Consider the following 18,598-nt stretch of genomic DNA (forward strand, 5'->3'; position numbering starts at 1 on the left):
GTCTGCCGCCGCCTTCAGGCGAACAGGTAGCTCTCCAGGCTGAGACTGCCCAGCTGCCAGCCTTCGAAGACCGGCTCGGGCGAGGACCGGGCCGCGCCGACGGCCACGAACAAGGGATCCAGATGCTCGGAGGTGGGCACGGATTCCGCCGCTCCGGGTGCCTTCCGCCAGTCCGCGAGGGCCTCGAGGTCCCCGGCTTCCAGGCGGGCGCGCACCCAGGCCTGGAAGGCCAGGCCCCAGGGCTGCGGCGCGGAAGCATCCTGCCAATCCAGGCGGCGGAGGTTGTGCACCACACCCCCGCTGCCCAGGATCAGCACGCCGGATCGCCGCAGGGGAGCCAGAGCCCGGCCCGCGGCCAGGAGCCTTTCCGGGGTCCGGGGCCGAGGCAGCGAGAGCTGCACGACGGGAACCTCCGCGCCGGGGGCCAAGTACCGCAGGGGCACCCAGGTGCCGTGATCCAGGGGACGGTGGTCGTCGAGCTCCGCCTCCAGGCCCGCGGCGTTCAGGAGGTTGGCAGCCTCGGCGGCCAGTTCGGGAGATCCCGGTGCCGGATAGTCGAGGCTGTAGAGCTCCTCCGGGAAGCCGCCGAAATCATGCATGACGCCCGGCCTCTTCGAAGAGGAGAGCCGCATCGGCCCCGCCGCCTCCCAGTGGGCGGAACAGACGAGAATGCCCCTCAAGGGCGGCAGCCGGAGGGCGAGGGCGGATACGGCCCTGCCCCAGGCGTCGCCTTCCAGGGCCAGCATGGGTGATCCGTGGGCGAGGAACAGGGTGGGGAGAAGCGGGGAGTTTGCCATGGAACAAGCATGGTCTCCAAATTGAATGTTTCAACTCCTTTTTTTGAAATTCACGCTCGGCCTTTCTGTGGCCGATTGGAGGGTAAGCTAAGAGGCATCAGCTACTGGAGCCCGCATTGAACCTCAGGCTTGGCGTGAATATCGACCATGTGGCCACCCTCAGGCAGGCCCGCGGCGGCCACGAACCCGAACCCGTGGCGGCGGCCCTGCTGGCCCAGAGCGCCGGAGCCCACGGCATCACCGTGCATCTCCGAAGCGATCGCCGCCACATCCAGGACCGTGACCTCCGCGTCCTGAAGGAAGTCCTCGCCATCCCCCTGAACGTGGAATGCGCCGCGACGCCGGAAACCCTGGAAGCGGTGGTCCCCATCCGGCCGTCCTGGATGACCCTGGTGCCCGAAAGTCGCGAGGAACTCACCACCCAGGGAGGCCTGGACGCCATCTTCCTCCAGGGCATGCTGCGCCCGGTCATGCGGGAGCTCCGCAGCGCGGGGATCCATGTGAGCCTGTTCGTGGATCCTGTGCTGGACCAGGTGAAGATGGCAGCCAAGCTGGAGGCCGACGCGGTGGAGCTGAACACGGGGATCTACAGCGACCTGCCCATGGATTCCGACCCGACGCTGGAACTGGGCCGGATCCGCGACGCGGCCCGCCTGGGCAGCCGGCTGGGCCTGCGCATCCTCGCCGGGCACGGCCTGAACCTCCAGAACGTGGGACCCATCGCCGCGATCCCCGAGATCGAGGAACTGAACATCGGCCACAGCCTCATCGGACGGGCGGTGCTCGTGGGACTGGAACGGTCCGTGGAGGAGATGCTGGCCGCCATGGCGGAGGCCAGGCCTTGAGCAATCTCCGCGGTACCCTGGAGAGCATTTCCCTCACCGATGTGGCGCAGCTCCTGCACGCCAATCGGAAGACGGGCATGCTCCAGGTCACCTCGGGGAAGGTCAGCGGCGTGCTCTACTTCTCCAATGGCGAGGTGATCCACGCCGAGACCGTGGCGGCGCGGGGCGAGACGGCCGCTTTCGAGATCCTGGAATGGGTGACCGGCCACTTCGAGTTCCTCGCCACCCAGATCCAGGCTCCGGCCTCGATCCGCCGCACGGTGCCGGATCTGCTCATGGACTCCGCGCGTCTCCAGGACAGCCGCCGGCGCCTTCATGGCATCTTCCCCAGGCTCACGGCGGTGCCCTGGCCCACCCTGCGTCCGCCCCAGCTCCTCGAAGGCATCAAGGTGTTCGCCGAGGATCGCCGGGTCATGCCCTTCTTCGACGGCTACCGCGACTTCCAGGACATCATGGCCGCCACGGGGCAGAACGATGTGACCGTGCTGCAGGCGGCCTCCCTGCTCAAGGAGGCGGGCCGCCTCGAAGTGCTGGAGCCGGACGCCCATGTCACCGTCGCCGAGCTGAAGACTGGCCTGTTCAAGAAAGGCGATCACCTCGGGCTCCCCGCCGCCATGGAAGGCTGGTGGACCGTCCTCGGCCCCTACCGCCACGGTGTCAGCAACCTGAGGGTCATCTGGCCCAAGGGGCCCGCCGTGGAGCGGGTGGAGTTCATGCCCGGGCTCGCCGAGAAGCACGTGGCCATTCCCCGGGAGCTGATGCAGGCCTGGGGGCTCTCCGAGGGCGCCCATGTGAAGGTGCGGCCGGCGCCGTGAAGCCCACGCCCTGAACGTCGGCCCGGGCGCCGGAGAACCGGGGGTCAGACCAGGACGATCTCCAGGTCGCCGACACCCTCGATGCCGCAGGTCACGCGGTTCCCGCGCACCAGCGCACCCACGCCCGACGGCGTGCCCGTGAAGATGAGATCGCCGGCCGCCAGGGCCACATAGGCTGAGAGGTGGGCGATCACCTCCGCCACATTCCAGGTCATCTGGGCCAGGTCGCCGCGCTGGCGGTCGACGCCGTCCACGGCCAGCCAGATGGCGCCGGTGGTGGGATGGCCGCAGCGCGAGGCCGGCATCACCTCGGACACGGGCGCCGACTGGTCGAAGCCCTTGGCCATCTCCCAGGGCTGGCCCTTGTCCTTGAACCTGGCCTGGAGGTCCCGGCGGGTGAGGTCGATGCCCACGGCATAGCCGTAGACGCAAGCGAGGGCCTTCTCCGCGGGGATGTCCCGTCCGCCGCCACCCAGGGCCACCACCAGCTCCACTTCGTGATGCAGGTTGGAGGTGAGGGGGGGGTAGACGATGTCGCCTCCGAGCGGCACCACGGCATCCGCGGGTTTCCCGAAGAAGAAGGGTGGTTCGCGGGTGGGGTCGCCGCCCATCTCCCGCGCATGGTCCGCGTAGTTCCTCCCCACGCAGTAGATCCGCCGCACCGGGAACCGCGCGTCGGTGCCGGTCACGGGCAGGGCCGGTCGGGGGAGGGTGGGGATGACGAACGCCATGGGATTGCTCCTAGCCTTTGGCCCTGGGATGGGCCTTCTCGTAAGTACGGGCCAGCTCTTCCAGGCCCAGATGAGTGTAGCGCTGGGTGGTGCTCAGGCTCGCGTGGCCCAGCAGTTCCTGGATGGCGCGCAGGTCCATCCCGCGGTTCAGCAGGTGAGTGGCGAAGCTGTGCCGAAGGGCATGGGGACTCACCCGTGACCGCACGGCCGCCGCCTCGAGGGCCGACCGCAGCAGGGCCCGCACGCTGGTGGGCGTGAGCCTGCCGCCCCGCTGGTTGAGGAAGAGGGCCGGACATGGGGGCAGTTCCTTCTGCGCGAGGAAGGCGGACCTTAACCCCAGGTAGGCATCCAGGATGGCCGCCGCCTGCGCGTGGTAGGGCACCAGGCGCTCCTTGCGCCCCTTGCCCAGCACCCGCAACGTCCGCTGCTCCATGAGCAGGTCCTGAAGGTCCAGGCCCACCAGCTCTGAGACGCGCAGGCCCGAGGCGTACAGCAGCTCCAGCAGGCATCCCAGCCGCGCCGATGGGAAATCCACCGCTGGCGGGAGGTCCAGCAGGGCCTGGCTCTCGCCCTCCGTGAGGAAGGCGGGCAGCCGCTTGGGCTGCTTGGGATTCCGCAGGCCCGAGGCGGGGTTCTTGGGAATGCGCCGGGTCTCCCACAACCAGCGGAAGAAGGCGCGGGCCGTGGAGAGGATGCGGGCCTGGCTGGCGGGATCCAGGCCCCGGTCCCCCAGCTCCAGCGCGAAGCCCCGCACCGTGCGCGGGCTCACCTCCCAGCCACCCCACTGGCAGCGGACCGCGTGGTCCAGCAGCTTGTCCAGGTCGCCCACCTGGGCGCGAGCGGTGTGCGGCGACACGCCCCGGGCGCGCTGCTCCAGGTGGAAGGCCTGGATGCCCTCTCCCAGCGGTGCCGCGCCCTTCCCTGCTACCATGTCCACACATCCCCAAGTGTCTGGAGTCATTGTGGCGCAGCCAGTAGAGACCATTGCCCAGCTTTTCTATGCCGCGGCGGAGAGGAACCTCCCGGATGCCTTGGCGTCCAAGCAGAACGGGGTCTACGTGCCCATCTCCCACGCGGAGGTGGTGGCGAGGGTTGAGCGGCTGGCGCTGGCCATGGCAGCCCATGGCCTCAAGGCCGGGGACCGGGTGGCCTTCCTGTCGGAGAACCGCCCGGAGTGGGCCATCGCGGACTTCGCCTGCGCCATCCAGGGCATCCCGGACGTCACCATCTACGCAACCCTGAACGCCGAACAGGCCGCCTTCATCCTCAAGGACAGCGAGGCCCGCTGGGCCCTCTGCTCCACCCGCGAGCAGCTGGACAAGGTGCTGAGCCGCTGGACCGAGCTTCCCCGCCTCGAGGCCGCGGTCCTGATCGACGGCGAGCTGCCCGCGGACACGGGTCGCACCCTGTTCCTGTGGTCCGACCTCCTGCGTGAAGGAGAGGCCATGGAGGCCCGCCGTCCCGAGGTCCGCGCATGGGGCGAGCAGCGGAAGCCCTCGGACATCCTCACCCTCATCTACACCTCCGGCACCACCGGGGATCCCAAGGGCGCCATGCTCACCCACGGCAACCTGGTATCCAACGTCCTCGCCTCCCGCGCCACCGTGAGCAACATCGGGGAGGGCGAGCGGGCCCTGAGCTTCCTGCCCCTCACCCACATCTTCGAGCGCATGGCCGGCCACTTCCTGTGGTTCCATGCAGGCGCCTCCATCTACTACGCCGAGAGCGTCGCCACCGTGGCGGCCGACATGCTCGAGGTCCGCCCCACCCTCATGGCCTCGGTCCCGCGCATTTACGAGAAGATCTTCGCGAAGATCTACGACACGGTGTCGGCGGGCAGCTTCATCAAGCGCCTGATCTTCCACTGGGCCATGCTGGCGGGTCGCCAGGCCGTGCCCTACCTCATGAAGGGCCAGGAACCGCCTTCCTGGAAGGGCATGTGGTACCGCACCGCCAAGGCCGTCGTCTTCGAGAAGATCCGCCAGCGCACCGGCGGGCGCCTGAAGATCGCCATCAGCGGCGGCGCGCCTCTGGGCGGCAAGATCATGGAGTTCTTCTGGATCATCGGACTGCCCATCCTCGAAGGGTACGGGCTGACCGAGACCAGCCCCGTCATCACTGTGAACCGCCTGGGCGACGTGATTCCCGGCTGCGTGGGCAGGCCGCTCTACCAGGACTGGGAAGGGCGTCCCTTCGTGAAGATCGCGGAGGACGGCGAGATCCTGTGCCAGGGGCCGAACATCATGGTGGGCTACTGGAACAACGAAGCGGCCACGCGGGAGGCCATCGACGCGGATGGGTACTTCCACACCGGCGACATCGGACACCTCGACGACCAGGGGCGCCTCTACATCACGGACCGGAAGAAGGAGCTCATCGTCACCAGCGGCGGCAAGAAGGTGGCCCCCCAGCCCATCGAGAACATGCTCAAGGTGGACAAGTACATCTCCCAGGCCGTGCTCATCGGCGACAAGCGGAACTTCATCAGCGTCCTCATCGTGCCGAACTTCGACAGCCTGGCCCGCTGGGCCGGCTACAAGAAGATCGCCTTCAAGAGCCACGCCGACCTCATCCAGAACCCGCTGGTGTACGCCAAGGTCGGCAGCCGCGTCGAGCGGATCAACGAGCGCCTCTCGAACTACGAGCGCATCAAGAAGATGACCCTCCTCGACCAGGAGATGACCCTCGAAGGCGGTCAGCTCACCCCTTCCCTGAAGGTGAAGCGCCGCGTCATCAACGAGATGTACGCCAAGCAGATCGAGGCGATGTACCAGGAGCCCAGGATCTGAACCGGCTCAGGTCCGGCCCTGCCGGGCCAGATACCGCCGTACGGCCTCCTGGGTCTCGGGGGCCCTCATCCCCGCCTCGGTGGCGATCCGCATCGCCTCGGCCACGGGCATGCCCTTATCGAGCACCAGCCAAGGACAGACAGCCGCAGCGGCACGGTTGCCATTGCTGCAGTGGATGACGACCTTCGATCCCTTCGGCATGTCCCTCAGCACCGATCTCAGGAAATCGAAATCCCCGGCAGGGGGCGTCTTGCTGATGGCATACCTCAGGTAGTTGATTCCCAGACCCTGCAGGCGGGAGGATTCGGACTCGCAGTCCAGATCAGGCTCATCGTCCCGGCGGAGGTCGATGACGTGGGTGATGTGCTCCTTCTTCATGGCTTCGCAGGTCGCCGGACTCGGTGGTCCCTTCAGGACGAAGACGCCCGAACGCACCTCCACGGCATTGGGAATGGCCGACTCTCCGGCCTGGAGCACGAGCGCCGGGAGCAGGAGAAGCATGGTCCGGAACATGGAACCCTCCGCGAGATCGCCTGGACGTCCAGGCCGGTTCGCGGAGACCACCGGAGGGGCCTTTGGCCGTCGACCCAAAGCCCGGGCGGGCGGGTCTCCACAGCCTCTAATGTAGGCCTTTGGGTCGGCTATTCAACGGAAAGCTTCAGACCGTCCTGGAAAAAGGCGTCTTGGCGCTGAGCTTGGCCAGATAGGCATCGAAGGGCTGCACCAAGTTGCGCACGAAGCGCCGGCCGAGCTGAGTGATGAAGACGCCTTCGGACCGGACCTCCACGGTGCCCTGGGGGACCTCTTCCTTCAGCTGCTCCACTGCATCGGCAAAGAGCGCAGGACCGTCCACGCCGAAGCGGGCCCTCAGGTCGTCCCAGCGCAGCTCGAAGTGGCCCATGAGGTGGTGGATGACCCAGCGGCGCAGCTCATCGTCCTCGGAAAGGCGGTGGCCCTTGTGGACCGCCAGGTGCCCATCCGTGATGCTGCGCTCCCACTTGGCGAGGATCTTCTCGTTCTGGGAGTAGACGCCCGCCACGTTGGAGATGGCGCTGGGGCCGAAGCCCACCAGGTCCGTGCCAGCGGCCACGGCATAGCCCATGAAGTTGCGGATGAGGCGGCCTTCGTTCACGGCCTTGGCCATGGGGTCGTTCGGGTGGGCGAAGTGGTCCATGCCGATGGCCACGTAGCCCGCCTTCTCCAGGATGTCCGAGGCCAGGAGCAGCAGGTCCAGCCGCAGGTCCGGTGAGGGCAGCGTCTCGGCGGGGATGCTCCGCTGGAAGGGCATGATGCTGGGCAGGTAGGCGAAGCCGTAGATGGCCATGCGGTCCGGCGACAGCTCGAGGGTGGATTCCAGGGTGCGGCGGAAGGTGTCCATGGTCTGGCCGGGCAGGCCGTAGACCAGATCCAGGTTCACGCCTTCGAAGCCCAGGTCCCGGCACTGCTTCATGGCCGTCAGCGTATGGTCCCAGGTCTGGCCGCGGGTGATGAGGGCCTGCACGTTCTCGTCCAGGTCCTGCACCCCGAAGGACACCCGGTTGAAGCCCAGCTTGCGGAGCGTCGGGAGCTGATCGGGCTCCAGGAAGGTGGGATCCACCTCGATGGCGATCTCGGCCCCGGGCTGGAACTCGAAGCGCTCCTTGAACAGGTTGAAGGTGCGGGTGAGGTCGGCCGCCTTCAGGTACGTGGGCGTGCCGCCGCCCCAGTGCAGCTGGAGGGCCTTGCGGCGGTCCTTCAGGCGGGAGCAGACGAGATCCAGTTCCTTTGTCACCGCGGCGAGGTAGGCCTCCACGGGGTCGTACTGGGGGCTCACCACCACGTTGCAGCCGCAGTAGGCGCAGCGGCGCGGGCAGAAGGGGATGTGCAGGTAGAGCGACAGGGCCTCGTCCTTGCGGGCGTCGGCGCGCTCCAGGGCCGAGAGGACCTCGGGCTCCGGGAAGTCGTCGGACCAGGCCGGCGGCATGGGGTAGCCGGTGTAGCGCGGCCCGGGGCGGTCGTAGCGGCGAATGAGGTCAGCGAGCTGGTTCATGCCTTCACCTCGTCAAGGACGGCCGCGACCACGGCGGGATCGGTCTCAGGCACGAGTCCGTGGCCGAGGTTGAAGATGTGGGGGTGGCCCTTCATGGCGTCCACGATGGCCCGGGCCTTCCGCTTGGCGGTGTCCGCCCCGGCCAGTAGCGCGATGGGATCGAGGTTGCCCTGGAGCACCATCTTGGGGAAGCGGCGGCGGGCCTCGGTGATGGGCACCTGCCAGGGCACGGCCAGCCCCTTGCAGGGCAGCTGGTTGAGGCTGTCCGGCAGGTACCCGGTGCGCGCGAAGAACAGCGTGGGGGCTGCGCTCACTTGGGAGAGCGTGCGCTCCACAGAGGGCAGGGCGAAGGTCGCGTAGTCGTCGGCGTCCAGCTCCCCCGCCCAGGTGTCGAAGAGCTGCACGCCCTGGGCACCAGCCTCGATATGCAGGTTCAGCAGGCGGGCGGCGGCGTCCGCCAGCTTGTCCAGCCACTTGCGGGCCAGCACTGGCTCCTGGTGCAGGAAGGCCTTGGCCTTCGACCAGGACTTGCTCCCCTTCCCTTCGATGCCGTAGGCCAGTAGGGTCCAGGGCGCGCCAGCGAAGCCGAGCATGGTCACCTTGGCCGGCAGCTCCCTCTTCACCTTGCGGATGGCCTCGCAGACCGGCTCGAACACCTTCTCGTCCAGGGGCCGGTCGAGGTCGATCTGGTCCAGCGTCTTCCCGATGCGGGGCCCGCCCTCCGGGATCGTCACTTCGCAGCCCAGGGCGTCGAGAATCACCAGGATGTCGCTGAAGATGATGGCGCCGTCGATCTGGGGGAAGCGGCGGATGGGCTGCAGCGTCACTTCCGCGGCCAGGTCCGAGTCGTTGAGCAGCTGCTCGAAGGTGGCCTTGGCCCGCACGGCGCGGTACTCGGGCAGGAAGCGCCCGGCCTGGCGCATGAACCACACCGGGGGCTTGTCGAGGGCTTCGCCGTTCAGGACGCGGAGGAGGGGCTGGGTCATCACATCACCAAGAACATGTCATCACAGAAACAAGGGGAGGCGCGCGGGGAAGTGGCCGGCGCCTTCGGAAATCAGGCGAATTCCTTGGCCACGGCGGCCACAGCCTGCTTGAAGTGGGCCAGCTCGGGCTCCCCGTGGGCCGCGCCGAGGAAGGCCACTTCGTAGCCGCTGGGGGGCAGGTAGACGCCCTGGCCCAGCAGGGCCTTGTGGAGGCGGTTGAAGCTGCTGATGGCCTCGCCCTTCACCGCGTCGCTGCGGCGCACGCCGTCCTGGAACAGGGGCCAGAGCAGGCTGCCGTAGCGGGGGCAGTGGAGGCCGGGAATGGCCTCGAAGGCCTCGGCCCACTTGGCCGCATTGGCTTCCAGACCGGCGTAGAAGGTCGGGGTCAGCTTCTCCATGGTGGCGAGGCCCGCGGCCATGGCCACGGGATTGCCCGACAGCGTGCCCGCCTGGTAGACCGGGCCGTCCGGCGCCACGACGCCCATGATGTCCTTCCGGCCGCCGTAGAGGCCCACGGGCATGCCGCCGCCGATGATCTTGCCGTAGGTGGCCAGGTCGGGCGTGATGCCCAGGCGCTCCGCCGCGCCGCCGGGGGCCACGCGGAAGCCGCTGATGACTTCGTCGAAGATGAGGACCACGCCGTGCTTGGTGCAGAGCTCGCGCAGCCGCTTGAGGAACTCGGGACGCTGGAGCAGCAGGCCGTTGTTGGCGGGGATGGGCTCGATGATGGCTGCGGCCAGCTCGTTCCCGATCTCGGCGAAGGTGCGCTCCAGGGTTTCCAGGTCGTCGAGCGTGACCACGGAGGTCAGCTCGGCGATGCCCTTGGGCACGCCGGCGCTGGTGGGGGCACCGAAGGTGATGAGGCCCGAACCGGCCTTCACCAGCAGGCCGTCGCTGTGCCCGTGGTAGCAGCCCTCGAACTTCAGGATGCGATCCCGGCCCGTGAAGCCGCGGGCGGCGCGCAGGGCGGACATGACGGCTTCCGTGCCCGAGGACACGAAGCGCATCTTCTCCACGAAGGGCACCATCTCCTTGATCTTGCGGGCCAGGGCGAGCTCACGGCGGCTGGGGGCGCCGAAGGTGAGCCCCTCCTGCATGGACTCGGTCACGGCCGCCAGGATGTCGGGGTGGGCGTGACCCAGGATCAGCGGGCCCCAGGACATGCAGAGGTCGAGGAACTTCTGGCCATCCTCGTCCTCGAACCAGGCGCCGCTGGCCTTCTTGAAGAACTTGGGCGTGCCGCCCACGGCCCGGAAGGCGCGCACGGGGCTGGATACGCCGCCGGGGAAGTGCGTCAGGGCTTCCTGGAAGAGGGTGTCGTTGCTCACGAGATCCAGCCTTTCTCCACGGCCTCGCGGCCGGCGTAGGTGACGATCATGTCGGCGCCGGCGCGCCGGATGGCGATGAGGTGCTCGTACATCAGCTGGTCGCCGTTCACCCAGCCCAGGCGGTCGGCGGCCTTCACGCTGCTGAACTCGCTGGACACGTGGTAGGCGCAGATGGGCGCCAGGGTGGCCTGGCGCAGGCGCCAGATGAGGTCCAGGTTCGGCAGGGCGGGCTTGACCATCAGCATGTCGGCGCCCTCGTCGATGTCGAACAGGGCGTCCCGCAGGCCTTCACGGGCGTTGCGGGGGTCCATCTGGTAGGTCTTGCGGTCGCCGAACTTGGGGCTGCTGTGGGCCGCCTCGCGGAAGGGACCGTAGTAGGCGCCGGAGTGCTTGATGGCGTAGCAGAGGATGCTGGTCTGGGTGTAGCCGTGCTGGTCCAGCATGGCGCGGATCGCGCCGGCCCGGCCGTCCATCATGTCGCTGGGGGAGGCCACATCGGCGCCCGCCTCGGCATGGCGCAGGGCCATCTCCGCCAGGATGGGCAGGGTCTCGTCGTTGCGGACCACGCCGTTCTCGTCCACGAGGCCGCAGTGGCCGTGGCTGGTGCAGCCGCAGAGGCAGACATCGGTCATGACGATGAGATCGGAGCCAAAGGCCTTCTTGAGGGCCTTCACGGCCACGGGCACCACGCCGTTGTGGTCGCAGGCGTAGCGGGCATCGGGCGTCTTGGACGCGTCGTCCGGCACGCCGAAGAGCAGAACGCTGGCGATGCCCTTCTTCAGGTCCTTCTCCACCTGGCGAACCGTCTCCTCCACGCCGGCGTTGACGATGCCCGGCATGCTGGCGATCTCGGTGCTGCCAGCCTGGGGCATCACGAAGTGGGGCTGGATGAGGTGGCGCGGGCGCAGGTCGGTCTCGGCGACCAGGTTGCGCATGGCCGCGCTGGTGCGGAGGCGGCGGGAGCGGTTCAGCATGGGGACTCCTCCTTGTTCAGATGTTGCGCGAGCATGGCCCAGAGCAGGCTGGGCTTGGGCTCGCAGTGGGCGTGCGCGGGCGCGCCCGCCCGCGCGAAGGCCTCGGCGGTGGCCTCGCCCCAGGCGAAGCGCTGCACGCCGAGGGCGATGGGCGCGAGGATTTCCGCCTGGAAGGGGCTCAGGGCCAGCACGCCTTCAACGTCCGGAAGCGGCGGGAAGGGGTCTCGGGCCACCTCGCGGTGGGTGATCCAGGGATGGATCCGCCAGGCGCTTCCCCGAGTCGCCGCCTCCAGGTACTCGCGGCTCCGCTCCCCCCGGGCCAGGATGAAGTCGCCGCCCTCGGGAAACCGGGTGCGAAGGAGCTCCCACAGGGCCTCGGCCCGGGCCTCGGCGGGGAGGTGGATCTCCAGGTCCTCCCGCTCCAGGGCCTCGGCAGTGCCGGCTCCCTGGAGGAGGCAGACCGTTCCGGCCGGAAGGACAGTGGAGGCGACCTTGGCTCCGGCGGGGCTCAGGGCCACGAAGGCCTGGGCCGCTTCGAACGGCATCGGAAGGGCCTGGGCCATAACCTTCAGGCTGGTGAAGGCATAGGGCACGGGTTCCCAGCCGGCCTTGCGCACCGTGTCCGCCAGCGGATGCTGGGCGGGCCTGGCCAGAGCCAGGCGGGGCGCGGCCGTGGAGGTCATGACAGGCCGATGCCCTGGAGAACGGTCTTCAGCAAGGCCTCGTCATTGGTGCCTCGCGCCTCGGCACGACGGAGCTCCCCGGCCGGTGCGTAGGCCGCGCGAAGCAGCAGGGTGCCGTCCGCCTGCGGGATGGCGAGGGCACCCAGGGGCTGCTGGCAGCCGCCACCGATTCCCGCCAGCACCTGGCGCTCCAGCGTGACGCAGCGGGCGGTCATGGCATCGTGGACTTCGGCCAGGACCTCCACGAGATCAGGCCGGTCGGCCCGGGCCTCGGCCAGGAGGGCCCCCTGCCCCGGCGCCGAAGGCAACTCGTCGGGCGTCAGCGGACGGACAGTGAGACCGGACAGGTCGAGCCCCAGGCGCTTCAGGCCGGCGGCGGCCAGCAGCGTGGCGTGGATGGGCGCGTCCCGCAGGACGCCGTCGCGCACTCGCTGGAGGCGGGTCTGGACGTTGCCGCGGATCCAGGTGAACCGAGCCTTGGGGAAGAGCTGGCTGAGGACGCGCTCGCGCCGCACAGCGCTGGTGCCGATGGTCAGATCCTCGGGGGCGTCCGGTCGCATCACCAGCCAGTCGGAGGGGTCCTCCCGCTTGGGGATGCAGGCGGAGACAATGCCCGCGGGGCGCTCGAGGGAGACGTCCTTCAGGCTGTGGATGAGGAGATCGGCCGCGCCGGCGGCCATGGCGTCCTCCAGCTCCTTGGTGAAGAAGCCTCCCCCCACCTGCTTGTCCAGGGGGCCCTGGAGCCACTGGTCGCCGGAGGTGGAGAACTTCCGCCAGGACACTTCGTAGCCCTTCGATTCGAGGAACCTCACCAGAGGCTCGGCCTGGCCCACGGCCAGGGCGGATCCGCGGGTGGCGACGATGACGTGCTTCATGGTTTGGCTGCCTCTCCGTTCGGGTCCGGTTTGGGCTGGGTCTGGATCAAGGCCCGGAAGGCCAGCGTGCGGCCGCGGGTCAGGATCTCCTTGAGGGCCTCGCGCTGGCTCTCGTCCAGCCCCTGCATGGAATCCTCCAGGGCCTTCACCTCGGCCTCCAGGGCGCCCCAGGCGGAATCCAGACGCTCCTGGGCGGAGGCGAGGTGGCGCTTGTGGCCCCGCGCATGGGCACGATGGCGCAGGCGACCGGCGGCCCCCACCAGGAAGGCTTCGGCCTTGGTGGCGGCCTCGGCCCGCTGGGCCCGCGCCGTGGCGGTCTGGGCCAGGAAGGCCGAGAGGTCCACGCGGTGGACCCAGGGCAGCTGCTCCAGGCCGGGCTCGGAATCCGGCGGCAGAGCCAGGTCAAGGATGCGGAGGAGCGGACGCTTGAGGGTCTGCCAGGCGTCCAGCGTGAAGATCGGCTCGGGCGCGGCCGTGGCGCTCACGATGGCCTGGAATCCAGCGGGATCGCGCTGGAGCAGGGGGAGGTCCACCACCGCCAGCCCCAAGGGGTCCGCCAGGTCATGGGCCTTGCTCTTGGTGCGATTGGCGACCGACACCTTGAAGCCGCGCTCCGGCAGGCGCTCGGCCAGGTACTGGGTCATGGGACCCACGCCCACCAGGGCGATGGCCGAACCCTCCGGAAGCCCCTCGCAGAGGTGCTTGAGGGCCACCGTGGCCACGCTCACGTTGCCGTCGGCCAGGCCGAGGCGGGACCGCAGGCGCTGGCCTTCGCGGATCACGTCCTCAAACACCGCCTGGGCCTCGTCGCCGGCCACGCCCACCTGGCGGGCCTGCTCGAGGGCATCCTTCATCTGGCCGGGGATCTCGCGGTCGCCCAGGTTGGCGGACTCAAGCCCGGCGGACATGGCCAGGAGATGCACCCAGGCCTCTTCGCCTTCATAGCGGCGCACGCCCGGCCCCGGATCCAGCGCGGCGGGATCGCCGCCCCACACCATCCAGAGCACCCGCTGGCAGGTGGCCAGGTACACCAGCTCGCGGGCGCCGGTGGCACGCTGCCAATCCCGCAGGCGGGCCGGCACGCCATCCCGCACCACATGCTGGGCCACCTGCTCCAGATCATGGATGGGAGCGTGGAAACTGAGGAGGACGGGTTCCATATCGGATCCGATTGTCAATTGGCCCTGGGCGGGCAAGGTCATCAGTTCGTCATGGCGCCAGGAACGTGGCGGTCATCACAACGATCATCCCCGGAACAGTTCCTCGATGGCCTGCCAGTCCCATTCCGCCAGCGGCGCCACCGAGCCCTCCCGAAGCACCTGCTGGGTGAGCCAGGCATCGTAGACCACCAGGGCGCACATGGCTTCCGCCACCGGCACGATGCGTGGTGCGATGCAGGGGTCGTGGCGTCCCTTGGTCGAAATGTCCGCGGCATGACCGTCGCGATCGATGGTCTTCTGGGTCTTCGAAATGGAGCTGGTGGGCTTAACGGCCAGGCGCACCACCACCGGGGCGCCCGTGCTGATGCCGCCCAGGGTGCCGCCGGCGTCGTTCTTCAGCGGCCCGTCGGGGCCCAGTGGATCGTTGTTCTCGCTGCCGCGGCGGCGGGCACTCTCGAAGCCGGCACCCAGCTCCACACCCTTCACAGCGCCGATGGACATGCAGGCCAGGGCCAGCAGGCCGTCCAGCTTGCCGAAGGCCGGGTCGCCCAGCCCCACGGGCAGTCCCTCGATCCACACCTCGCAAACGCCCCCCACGCTGTCGCCGTCGGCCAGGGCGGACTCCACGGCGGCCCGCTGGTCGGGAAAGGTCGCAGGGTCCGCCACCCGGAGGGGATTCGATTCCACGAAGGTCCAATCCACCGAGGTCCCGGCGATACCCGCGATCTCGCGGTTGAAACCGCGCACCGTCACGCCCATGGCCGCAAGCTGCTGCCTGGCCCAGGCACCGGCAGCGACGCGGGCCAGGGTCTCGCGGCCACTGCTGCGCCCGCCGCCGCGGGGGTCGCGGATCCCGTACTTGCGATCATAGGTGAGATCCGCGTGGCCGGGCCGGAACAGGTCCGAGATGGCCTTGTAGTCGCCGCTCCGTTGATTCTCGTTGAACACCACCAGCGCGATGGGATGGCCCGTGGTGCGCCCCTCGAAGACACCGCTGAGCACCTGCACGCGGTCCGCTTCGTTCCGGGGCGTCACCAGGTCCGATTGGCCTGGGCGGCGGCGATCCAGCTCCTTCTGGATGGCCTCCAGGTCGAACGGCAGCCCCGGCTTCACGCCGTCCATCACCACCCCCACCGCCGCCCCGTGGCTTTCGCCGAAGGTGAGGATGCGGAAGGTCCGGCCGAAGGAAGAGGGAGAATCGAAGAGCATCCCTCAGTCTAATTCAGGCAGCCGTGGTCAGGCTTCCGATAAAAGTGCCGTGAGCTGGGGCCCCACGGCCTCGATGCCGTACCGGGCCCGGCAGGCCTGGTCGGCGGCTTCACGGCGCCGGTCCGCTTCGGCGTCGTCGAGATGCCACACCTGCGCCAGAGCCTCCGCCAGCGCATCCGGGGAGAAGGCGTCGACCACCCACCCGAGCCTGCCCCCATCCAGGATCTCCAGCGGGCCGCCATGATCCGGGCCCACCATGAGGAGCCCCTTGGCCGCAGCCTCCGGATAGACCATGCCGAACGGCTCATCCAGCGTCAGCAGGGCCAGGACATCGCAGGCTTCGTAGACGCGGCGGAGATCCTCGTCCGAGAGGTAGCCATGGAACCGGACTGACCCTGCCCTGCAACTCGCGGCCGCCAGGTGTTCCAGCCGTTCCTTGAGGGGGCCCGTCCCCACCACGTGAAGCTCGCAGGGAACCGGGCTGGCAGCCTGGAAGAGGGCGAATCCCCGGATGACGGTATCGATGTTCTTCAGCACCTCCAGGCGGGAATGGACCAGCACCCGGCGCACGGAGCGTTCCAGGCCCGCGCGGTTCCTGCCGCCTTCGGGAAACCGCACGATGGGATAGATCACTTCCTCCCGGCACCGGCCGTAGATGCGCCGGGCATTGTCGCGGCTGAACTCGCTGATGGCGTAAATGAGGTCGAGACCCTTCGCCGCCTCCAGATCGTAGTCGTAGCGGGCCCTCAGGTCAGTGTTCCCCTCCATGGCCCGATCATGCGTCTCCAGACGCTTCGCGAAAGCGATGGTGGCTTCCTCCTGGCCTCGCCCTCCCGAGGCCAGGACTCTGGCCACCAGGGCCGGGTTGGCCTCGCGACAGTAGATCCCACGCGGGGGCTCATTGCATTGCCAGATCTTCCGGGCGCGGATGGGGGCGGCCCCGAGCATGGCGCTGGAGGGGAAGTTGTGGGCGATCACCAGGTCGTACGGCTTCAGGGCCGCGGCGGCGCGAAGCCCTCGGCGCCGCAGCTTGGCCATCCGGGACCATCCGTAGAACGCGTCCGTCCAATGCCGTTTCTCCACCGTATGCACCGGGATTCCGGCAAGGCGCTTCCCCCAGCGGTCGGCATCGAATCCGAGGGTTACGATCTCTGGTGCGGCGCCCTGGCTCCGAAAATGCTGGGCCTGGGCCGCCACCAGAAGCTCGGCGCCACCGACCGTCTCGAAAGCTGGGTGGAACACGCCAAGGCGCATCGAATTCCCCTCCATGATCCGCCCACGCCTTGGGCCGAAAGACCTTGATGTTAGCATTTCCCCACCTTTCGAATGGCGCGGTGCAGGACGGATCCCCGCCGCCTTGAATTCGTTTCCGTAGGGATGGAGCCACACAAATGAAAGTTCTGGTGGTCGGAGGGTCCGGATTCGTGGGGCGGGCCCTTATTTCGCGCCTCCTGGATGCCGGTCATGAGGTCGAATCCTGGGACCGGACCCGAAGCGAGGAGGCGGCAGGACTTTGCTGCAAGGCCGTGGATCTGCTGGGCCACGACCCGTTGCCGCTGCCTGGCGATCTCCCATGGGAGGCGGCCTTCCACCTGGCGGCCTACTCCGTGCCCGGCCTGGCCTGGACCCAGGACCTAGTCTTCGCCAACCTGCGCATGACCGCGCGGGTCTTCGACCACCTGGCAGCGGTCGCGCCGGGTTGCCGCGCCATCTTCGCCTCCAGCGCCTTCGTCTACGCACCGAGCGACCATCCCCTCAAGGAGACGGATCCGCTGGGATCCGCCCACCCCTACGCCCTCTCCAAGCACTTAGGGGAGACGTGGGCCCTGAGGCACCGGAAGTCCCTGAAGGTGTTCATCGTGCGTCCTTTCAATCAGCTTGGTCCGGGCATGGCTCCCGGCCTGCTGGTGCCCGAGCTCCTGGACCGCATCCGCCGCGGTGAGAATCCCGTTCGCATGCTGGGCCGTGACGACATCCGCGATTTCCTCGATTGGCGGGACGCCATGGACGCCTACTTGCGCCTCTTGGAGGTCGATGCGCCCAGCGGCTCCATCTGGAACCTTTGCTCTGGACGACCCACCAGAGTGTCTGAGCTGGTTCGCGGCCTATTGAAGGCCTGCGGCCAGGACCGCCCGGCCCTGTTCGCGAACCTCGAGGTGGAGACCTTGGTCGGTGACCCCTCGCGGCTGATGGCGGATACAGGCTGGCGACCCTCCCACAGCCTCGAAGATACACTTCAGGCCATCGCCCGCGCCCGGTGAATCTTCGCCCATTGCCATTTCTCCATTCCCATCCGGCAAGGTAGAGTGAACGTTTCCGCTTCGAGGGCCCCATGCAGAAGACCGCACTCATCACCGGCGTGACTGGCCAGGACGGCAGCTACCTGGCCGAGCTGCTGCTGTCGAAGGGCTACCAGGTCCACGGCGTGGTGCGGCGGGCCAGCCTGTTCAATACGGACCGCATCGACCACCTGCACGTAGGCGAGACGCCGGATCCCTCGTTCTTCCTGCACTACGGCGACCTGTCCGACGCCGGAGCCCTGCGGAACCTGCTGGACGAGATCCAGCCCGACGAGGTCTACAACCTGGGCGCCCAGAGCCACGTGCGCGTGAGCTTCGACCAGCCCGAATACACCGTGGACGTGGTGGGCGTGGGCGTCATCCGGCTGCTGGAGGCCATCCGCAGCTACATGAAGCACACGAAGAAGCAGATCCGCTTCTACCAGGCCGGCAGCTCCGAGATGTTCGGCAGCGCCAAGCCCCGGCAGCACGAGGGCACCCGCTTCGAGCCCCGCAGCCCCTACGCCTGCGCCAAGGTCTACGCCCACTACCAGGTGATCAACCACCGGGAGAGCTACGGGCTCTTCGCCTGCAACGGCATCCTGTTCAACCACGAGAGCCCGCGGCGCGGCGAGACCTTCGTGACCCGCAAGATCACGCGTGCAGCCACGCGCATCAAGCTGGGGCTCCAGGACAAGCTCTTCCTGGGCAACCTGGACGCGAAGCGGGACTGGGGCTTCGCGGGAGACTACGTGGAAGCCATGTGGCGCATGCTCCAGCAGGATGCGCCCGATGACTATGTGGTGGCCACGGGCGAGAGCATCAGCATCCGCGACTTCCTGGGGCTGACCTTCGGGCGACTGGACCTGGACTGGCAGAAGCACGTGGAAATCGACCCCCGCTACTTCCGACCCGCCGAGGTGGACCACCTGGAAGGTGATCCGTCCAAGAGCCTCCGCATCCTCGGCTGGGAGCCGAAGAGCGACATCCGGGCCCTGGCGGCCATGATGGTGGATTCGGACCTCAAGCTGGCCGAGAAGGAGCAGGTGCTCCGCGAAGCTGGCCACGCCGAGGCGCCCCGCGCCGGGTACCGCTGAG

The 18,598-nt window shown here is 68.5% G+C and carries 18 protein-coding genes; 5 read left to right on the plus strand and 13 right to left on the minus strand.

Going from position 1 to position 18,598, the window contains the following annotated elements; genetic code table 11:
* Positions 1-14 precede the first annotated feature (14 nt).
* A complete protein-coding gene (locus MLJ35_RS06110) occupies positions 15-797 on the minus strand; it encodes a DODA-type extradiol aromatic ring-opening family dioxygenase (protein WP_243383579.1) in 783 nt (260 codons plus the stop codon).
* Positions 798-913: 116 nt separating this feature from the next.
* Between MLJ35_RS06110 and MLJ35_RS06115 the strand changes: the two genes are divergently transcribed.
* Complete coding sequence (locus MLJ35_RS06115) at positions 914-1,642, plus strand: pyridoxine 5'-phosphate synthase (protein WP_243383580.1); 729 nt, start codon at positions 914-916, stop codon at positions 1,640-1,642.
* Positions 1,639-2,457 carry a DUF4388 domain-containing protein gene (locus MLJ35_RS06120; protein WP_243383581.1) on the plus strand — a complete coding sequence of 273 codons (819 nt, stop codon included), beginning with the start codon at positions 1,639-1,641 and terminating at the stop codon, positions 2,455-2,457. The genes MLJ35_RS06115 and MLJ35_RS06120 overlap by 4 nt, the downstream gene beginning before the upstream one ends.
* 44 nt (positions 2,458-2,501) lie before the next feature.
* On the opposite strand, the gene MLJ35_RS06125 is transcribed toward MLJ35_RS06120, so the two are convergent.
* Both MLJ35_RS06125 and MLJ35_RS06130 read right to left on the minus strand, forming a co-directional pair.
* Positions 2,502-3,188 carry a fumarylacetoacetate hydrolase family protein gene (locus MLJ35_RS06125; RefSeq protein WP_243383582.1) on the minus strand — a complete coding sequence of 229 codons (687 nt, stop codon included), beginning with the start codon at positions 3,186-3,188 and terminating at the stop codon, positions 2,502-2,504.
* A 10-nt stretch (positions 3,189-3,198) separates the two neighbouring features.
* Positions 3,199-4,119, minus strand: coding sequence for a tyrosine-type recombinase/integrase (locus tag MLJ35_RS06130; RefSeq protein ID WP_243383583.1), 921 nt, complete (start codon positions 4,117-4,119; stop codon positions 3,199-3,201).
* On the opposite strand from MLJ35_RS06130, the gene MLJ35_RS06135 reads away from it, so the two are divergent.
* A complete protein-coding gene (locus tag MLJ35_RS06135) occupies positions 4,118-5,977 on the plus strand; it encodes an AMP-dependent synthetase/ligase (protein ID WP_275976393.1) in 1,860 nt (619 codons plus the stop codon). The two genes, MLJ35_RS06130 and MLJ35_RS06135, sit on opposite strands and share 2 nt — an antisense overlap.
* A 6-nt stretch (positions 5,978-5,983) precedes the next feature.
* Here the strand turns inward: MLJ35_RS06135 and MLJ35_RS06140 are convergent, their stop codons facing one another.
* The 10 genes from MLJ35_RS06140 to MLJ35_RS06185 all read right to left on the minus strand — a co-directional run bounded on the left by MLJ35_RS06140 (position 5,984) and on the right by MLJ35_RS06185 (position 16,475).
* Entirely contained in the window at positions 5,984-6,490 is a 507-nt protein-coding gene (locus MLJ35_RS06140; RefSeq protein ID WP_243321727.1) for a protein-tyrosine phosphatase family protein, read from the minus strand.
* A gap of 145 nt (positions 6,491-6,635) precedes the next feature.
* Positions 6,636-8,006, minus strand: coding sequence for an oxygen-independent coproporphyrinogen III oxidase (hemN, locus tag MLJ35_RS06145; protein WP_243383585.1), 1,371 nt, complete (start codon positions 8,004-8,006; stop codon positions 6,636-6,638).
* Positions 8,003-8,992, minus strand: coding sequence for a uroporphyrinogen decarboxylase (gene hemE / locus MLJ35_RS06150; protein WP_243383586.1), 990 nt, complete (start codon positions 8,990-8,992; stop codon positions 8,003-8,005). The genes hemN and hemE overlap by 4 nt, the downstream gene beginning before the upstream one ends.
* 71 nt (positions 8,993-9,063) lie before the next feature.
* Positions 9,064-10,320: a glutamate-1-semialdehyde 2,1-aminomutase gene (gene hemL / locus MLJ35_RS06155; protein WP_243383587.1), complete on the minus strand. Its 1,257-nt coding sequence runs from the start codon at positions 10,318-10,320 to the stop codon at positions 9,064-9,066.
* A complete protein-coding gene (hemB, locus tag MLJ35_RS06160; RefSeq protein WP_243383588.1) occupies positions 10,317-11,294 on the minus strand; it encodes a porphobilinogen synthase in 978 nt (325 codons plus the stop codon). The genes hemL and hemB overlap by 4 nt, the downstream gene beginning before the upstream one ends.
* Positions 11,288-11,977 (minus strand): uroporphyrinogen-III synthase, encoded by a 690-nt coding sequence (locus MLJ35_RS06165; RefSeq protein ID WP_243383589.1) that lies wholly within the window; start codon positions 11,975-11,977, stop codon positions 11,288-11,290. The genes hemB and MLJ35_RS06165 overlap by 7 nt, the downstream gene beginning before the upstream one ends.
* Positions 11,974-12,852 (minus strand): hydroxymethylbilane synthase, encoded by an 879-nt coding sequence (hemC, locus tag MLJ35_RS06170; RefSeq protein ID WP_243383590.1) that lies wholly within the window; start codon positions 12,850-12,852, stop codon positions 11,974-11,976. Before hemC ends, MLJ35_RS06165 begins: the two co-directional genes overlap by 4 nt.
* Complete coding sequence (locus MLJ35_RS06175) at positions 12,849-14,012, minus strand: NAD(P)-binding domain-containing protein (RefSeq protein ID WP_243383591.1); 1,164 nt, start codon at positions 14,010-14,012, stop codon at positions 12,849-12,851. Before MLJ35_RS06175 ends, hemC begins: the two co-directional genes overlap by 4 nt.
* A gap of 84 nt (positions 14,013-14,096) precedes the next feature.
* Positions 14,097-15,221, minus strand: a complete 1,125-nt coding sequence (aroC, locus tag MLJ35_RS06180; RefSeq protein WP_243383592.1) for a chorismate synthase — start codon at positions 15,219-15,221, stop codon at positions 14,097-14,099.
* Between the two features lie 27 nt (positions 15,222-15,248).
* Positions 15,249-16,475 carry a glycosyltransferase family 4 protein gene (locus tag MLJ35_RS06185; RefSeq protein WP_243383593.1) on the minus strand — a complete coding sequence of 409 codons (1,227 nt, stop codon included), beginning with the start codon at positions 16,473-16,475 and terminating at the stop codon, positions 15,249-15,251.
* 137 nt (positions 16,476-16,612) lie between these two features.
* Between MLJ35_RS06185 and MLJ35_RS06190 the strand changes: the two genes are divergently transcribed.
* Positions 16,613-17,482: an NAD-dependent epimerase/dehydratase family protein gene (locus MLJ35_RS06190; protein WP_243383594.1), complete on the plus strand. Its 870-nt coding sequence runs from the start codon at positions 16,613-16,615 to the stop codon at positions 17,480-17,482.
* A gap of 71 nt (positions 17,483-17,553) precedes the next feature.
* Complete coding sequence (gene gmd / locus MLJ35_RS06195) at positions 17,554-18,597, plus strand: GDP-mannose 4,6-dehydratase (protein ID WP_243383595.1); 1,044 nt, start codon at positions 17,554-17,556, stop codon at positions 18,595-18,597.
* Position 18,598 lies beyond the last annotated feature (1 nt).

Origin of the sequence: Geothrix alkalitolerans (assembly GCF_022808885.1) — a bacterium.
Lineage (GTDB): Bacteria > Acidobacteriota > Holophagae > Holophagales > Holophagaceae > Geothrix > Geothrix alkalitolerans.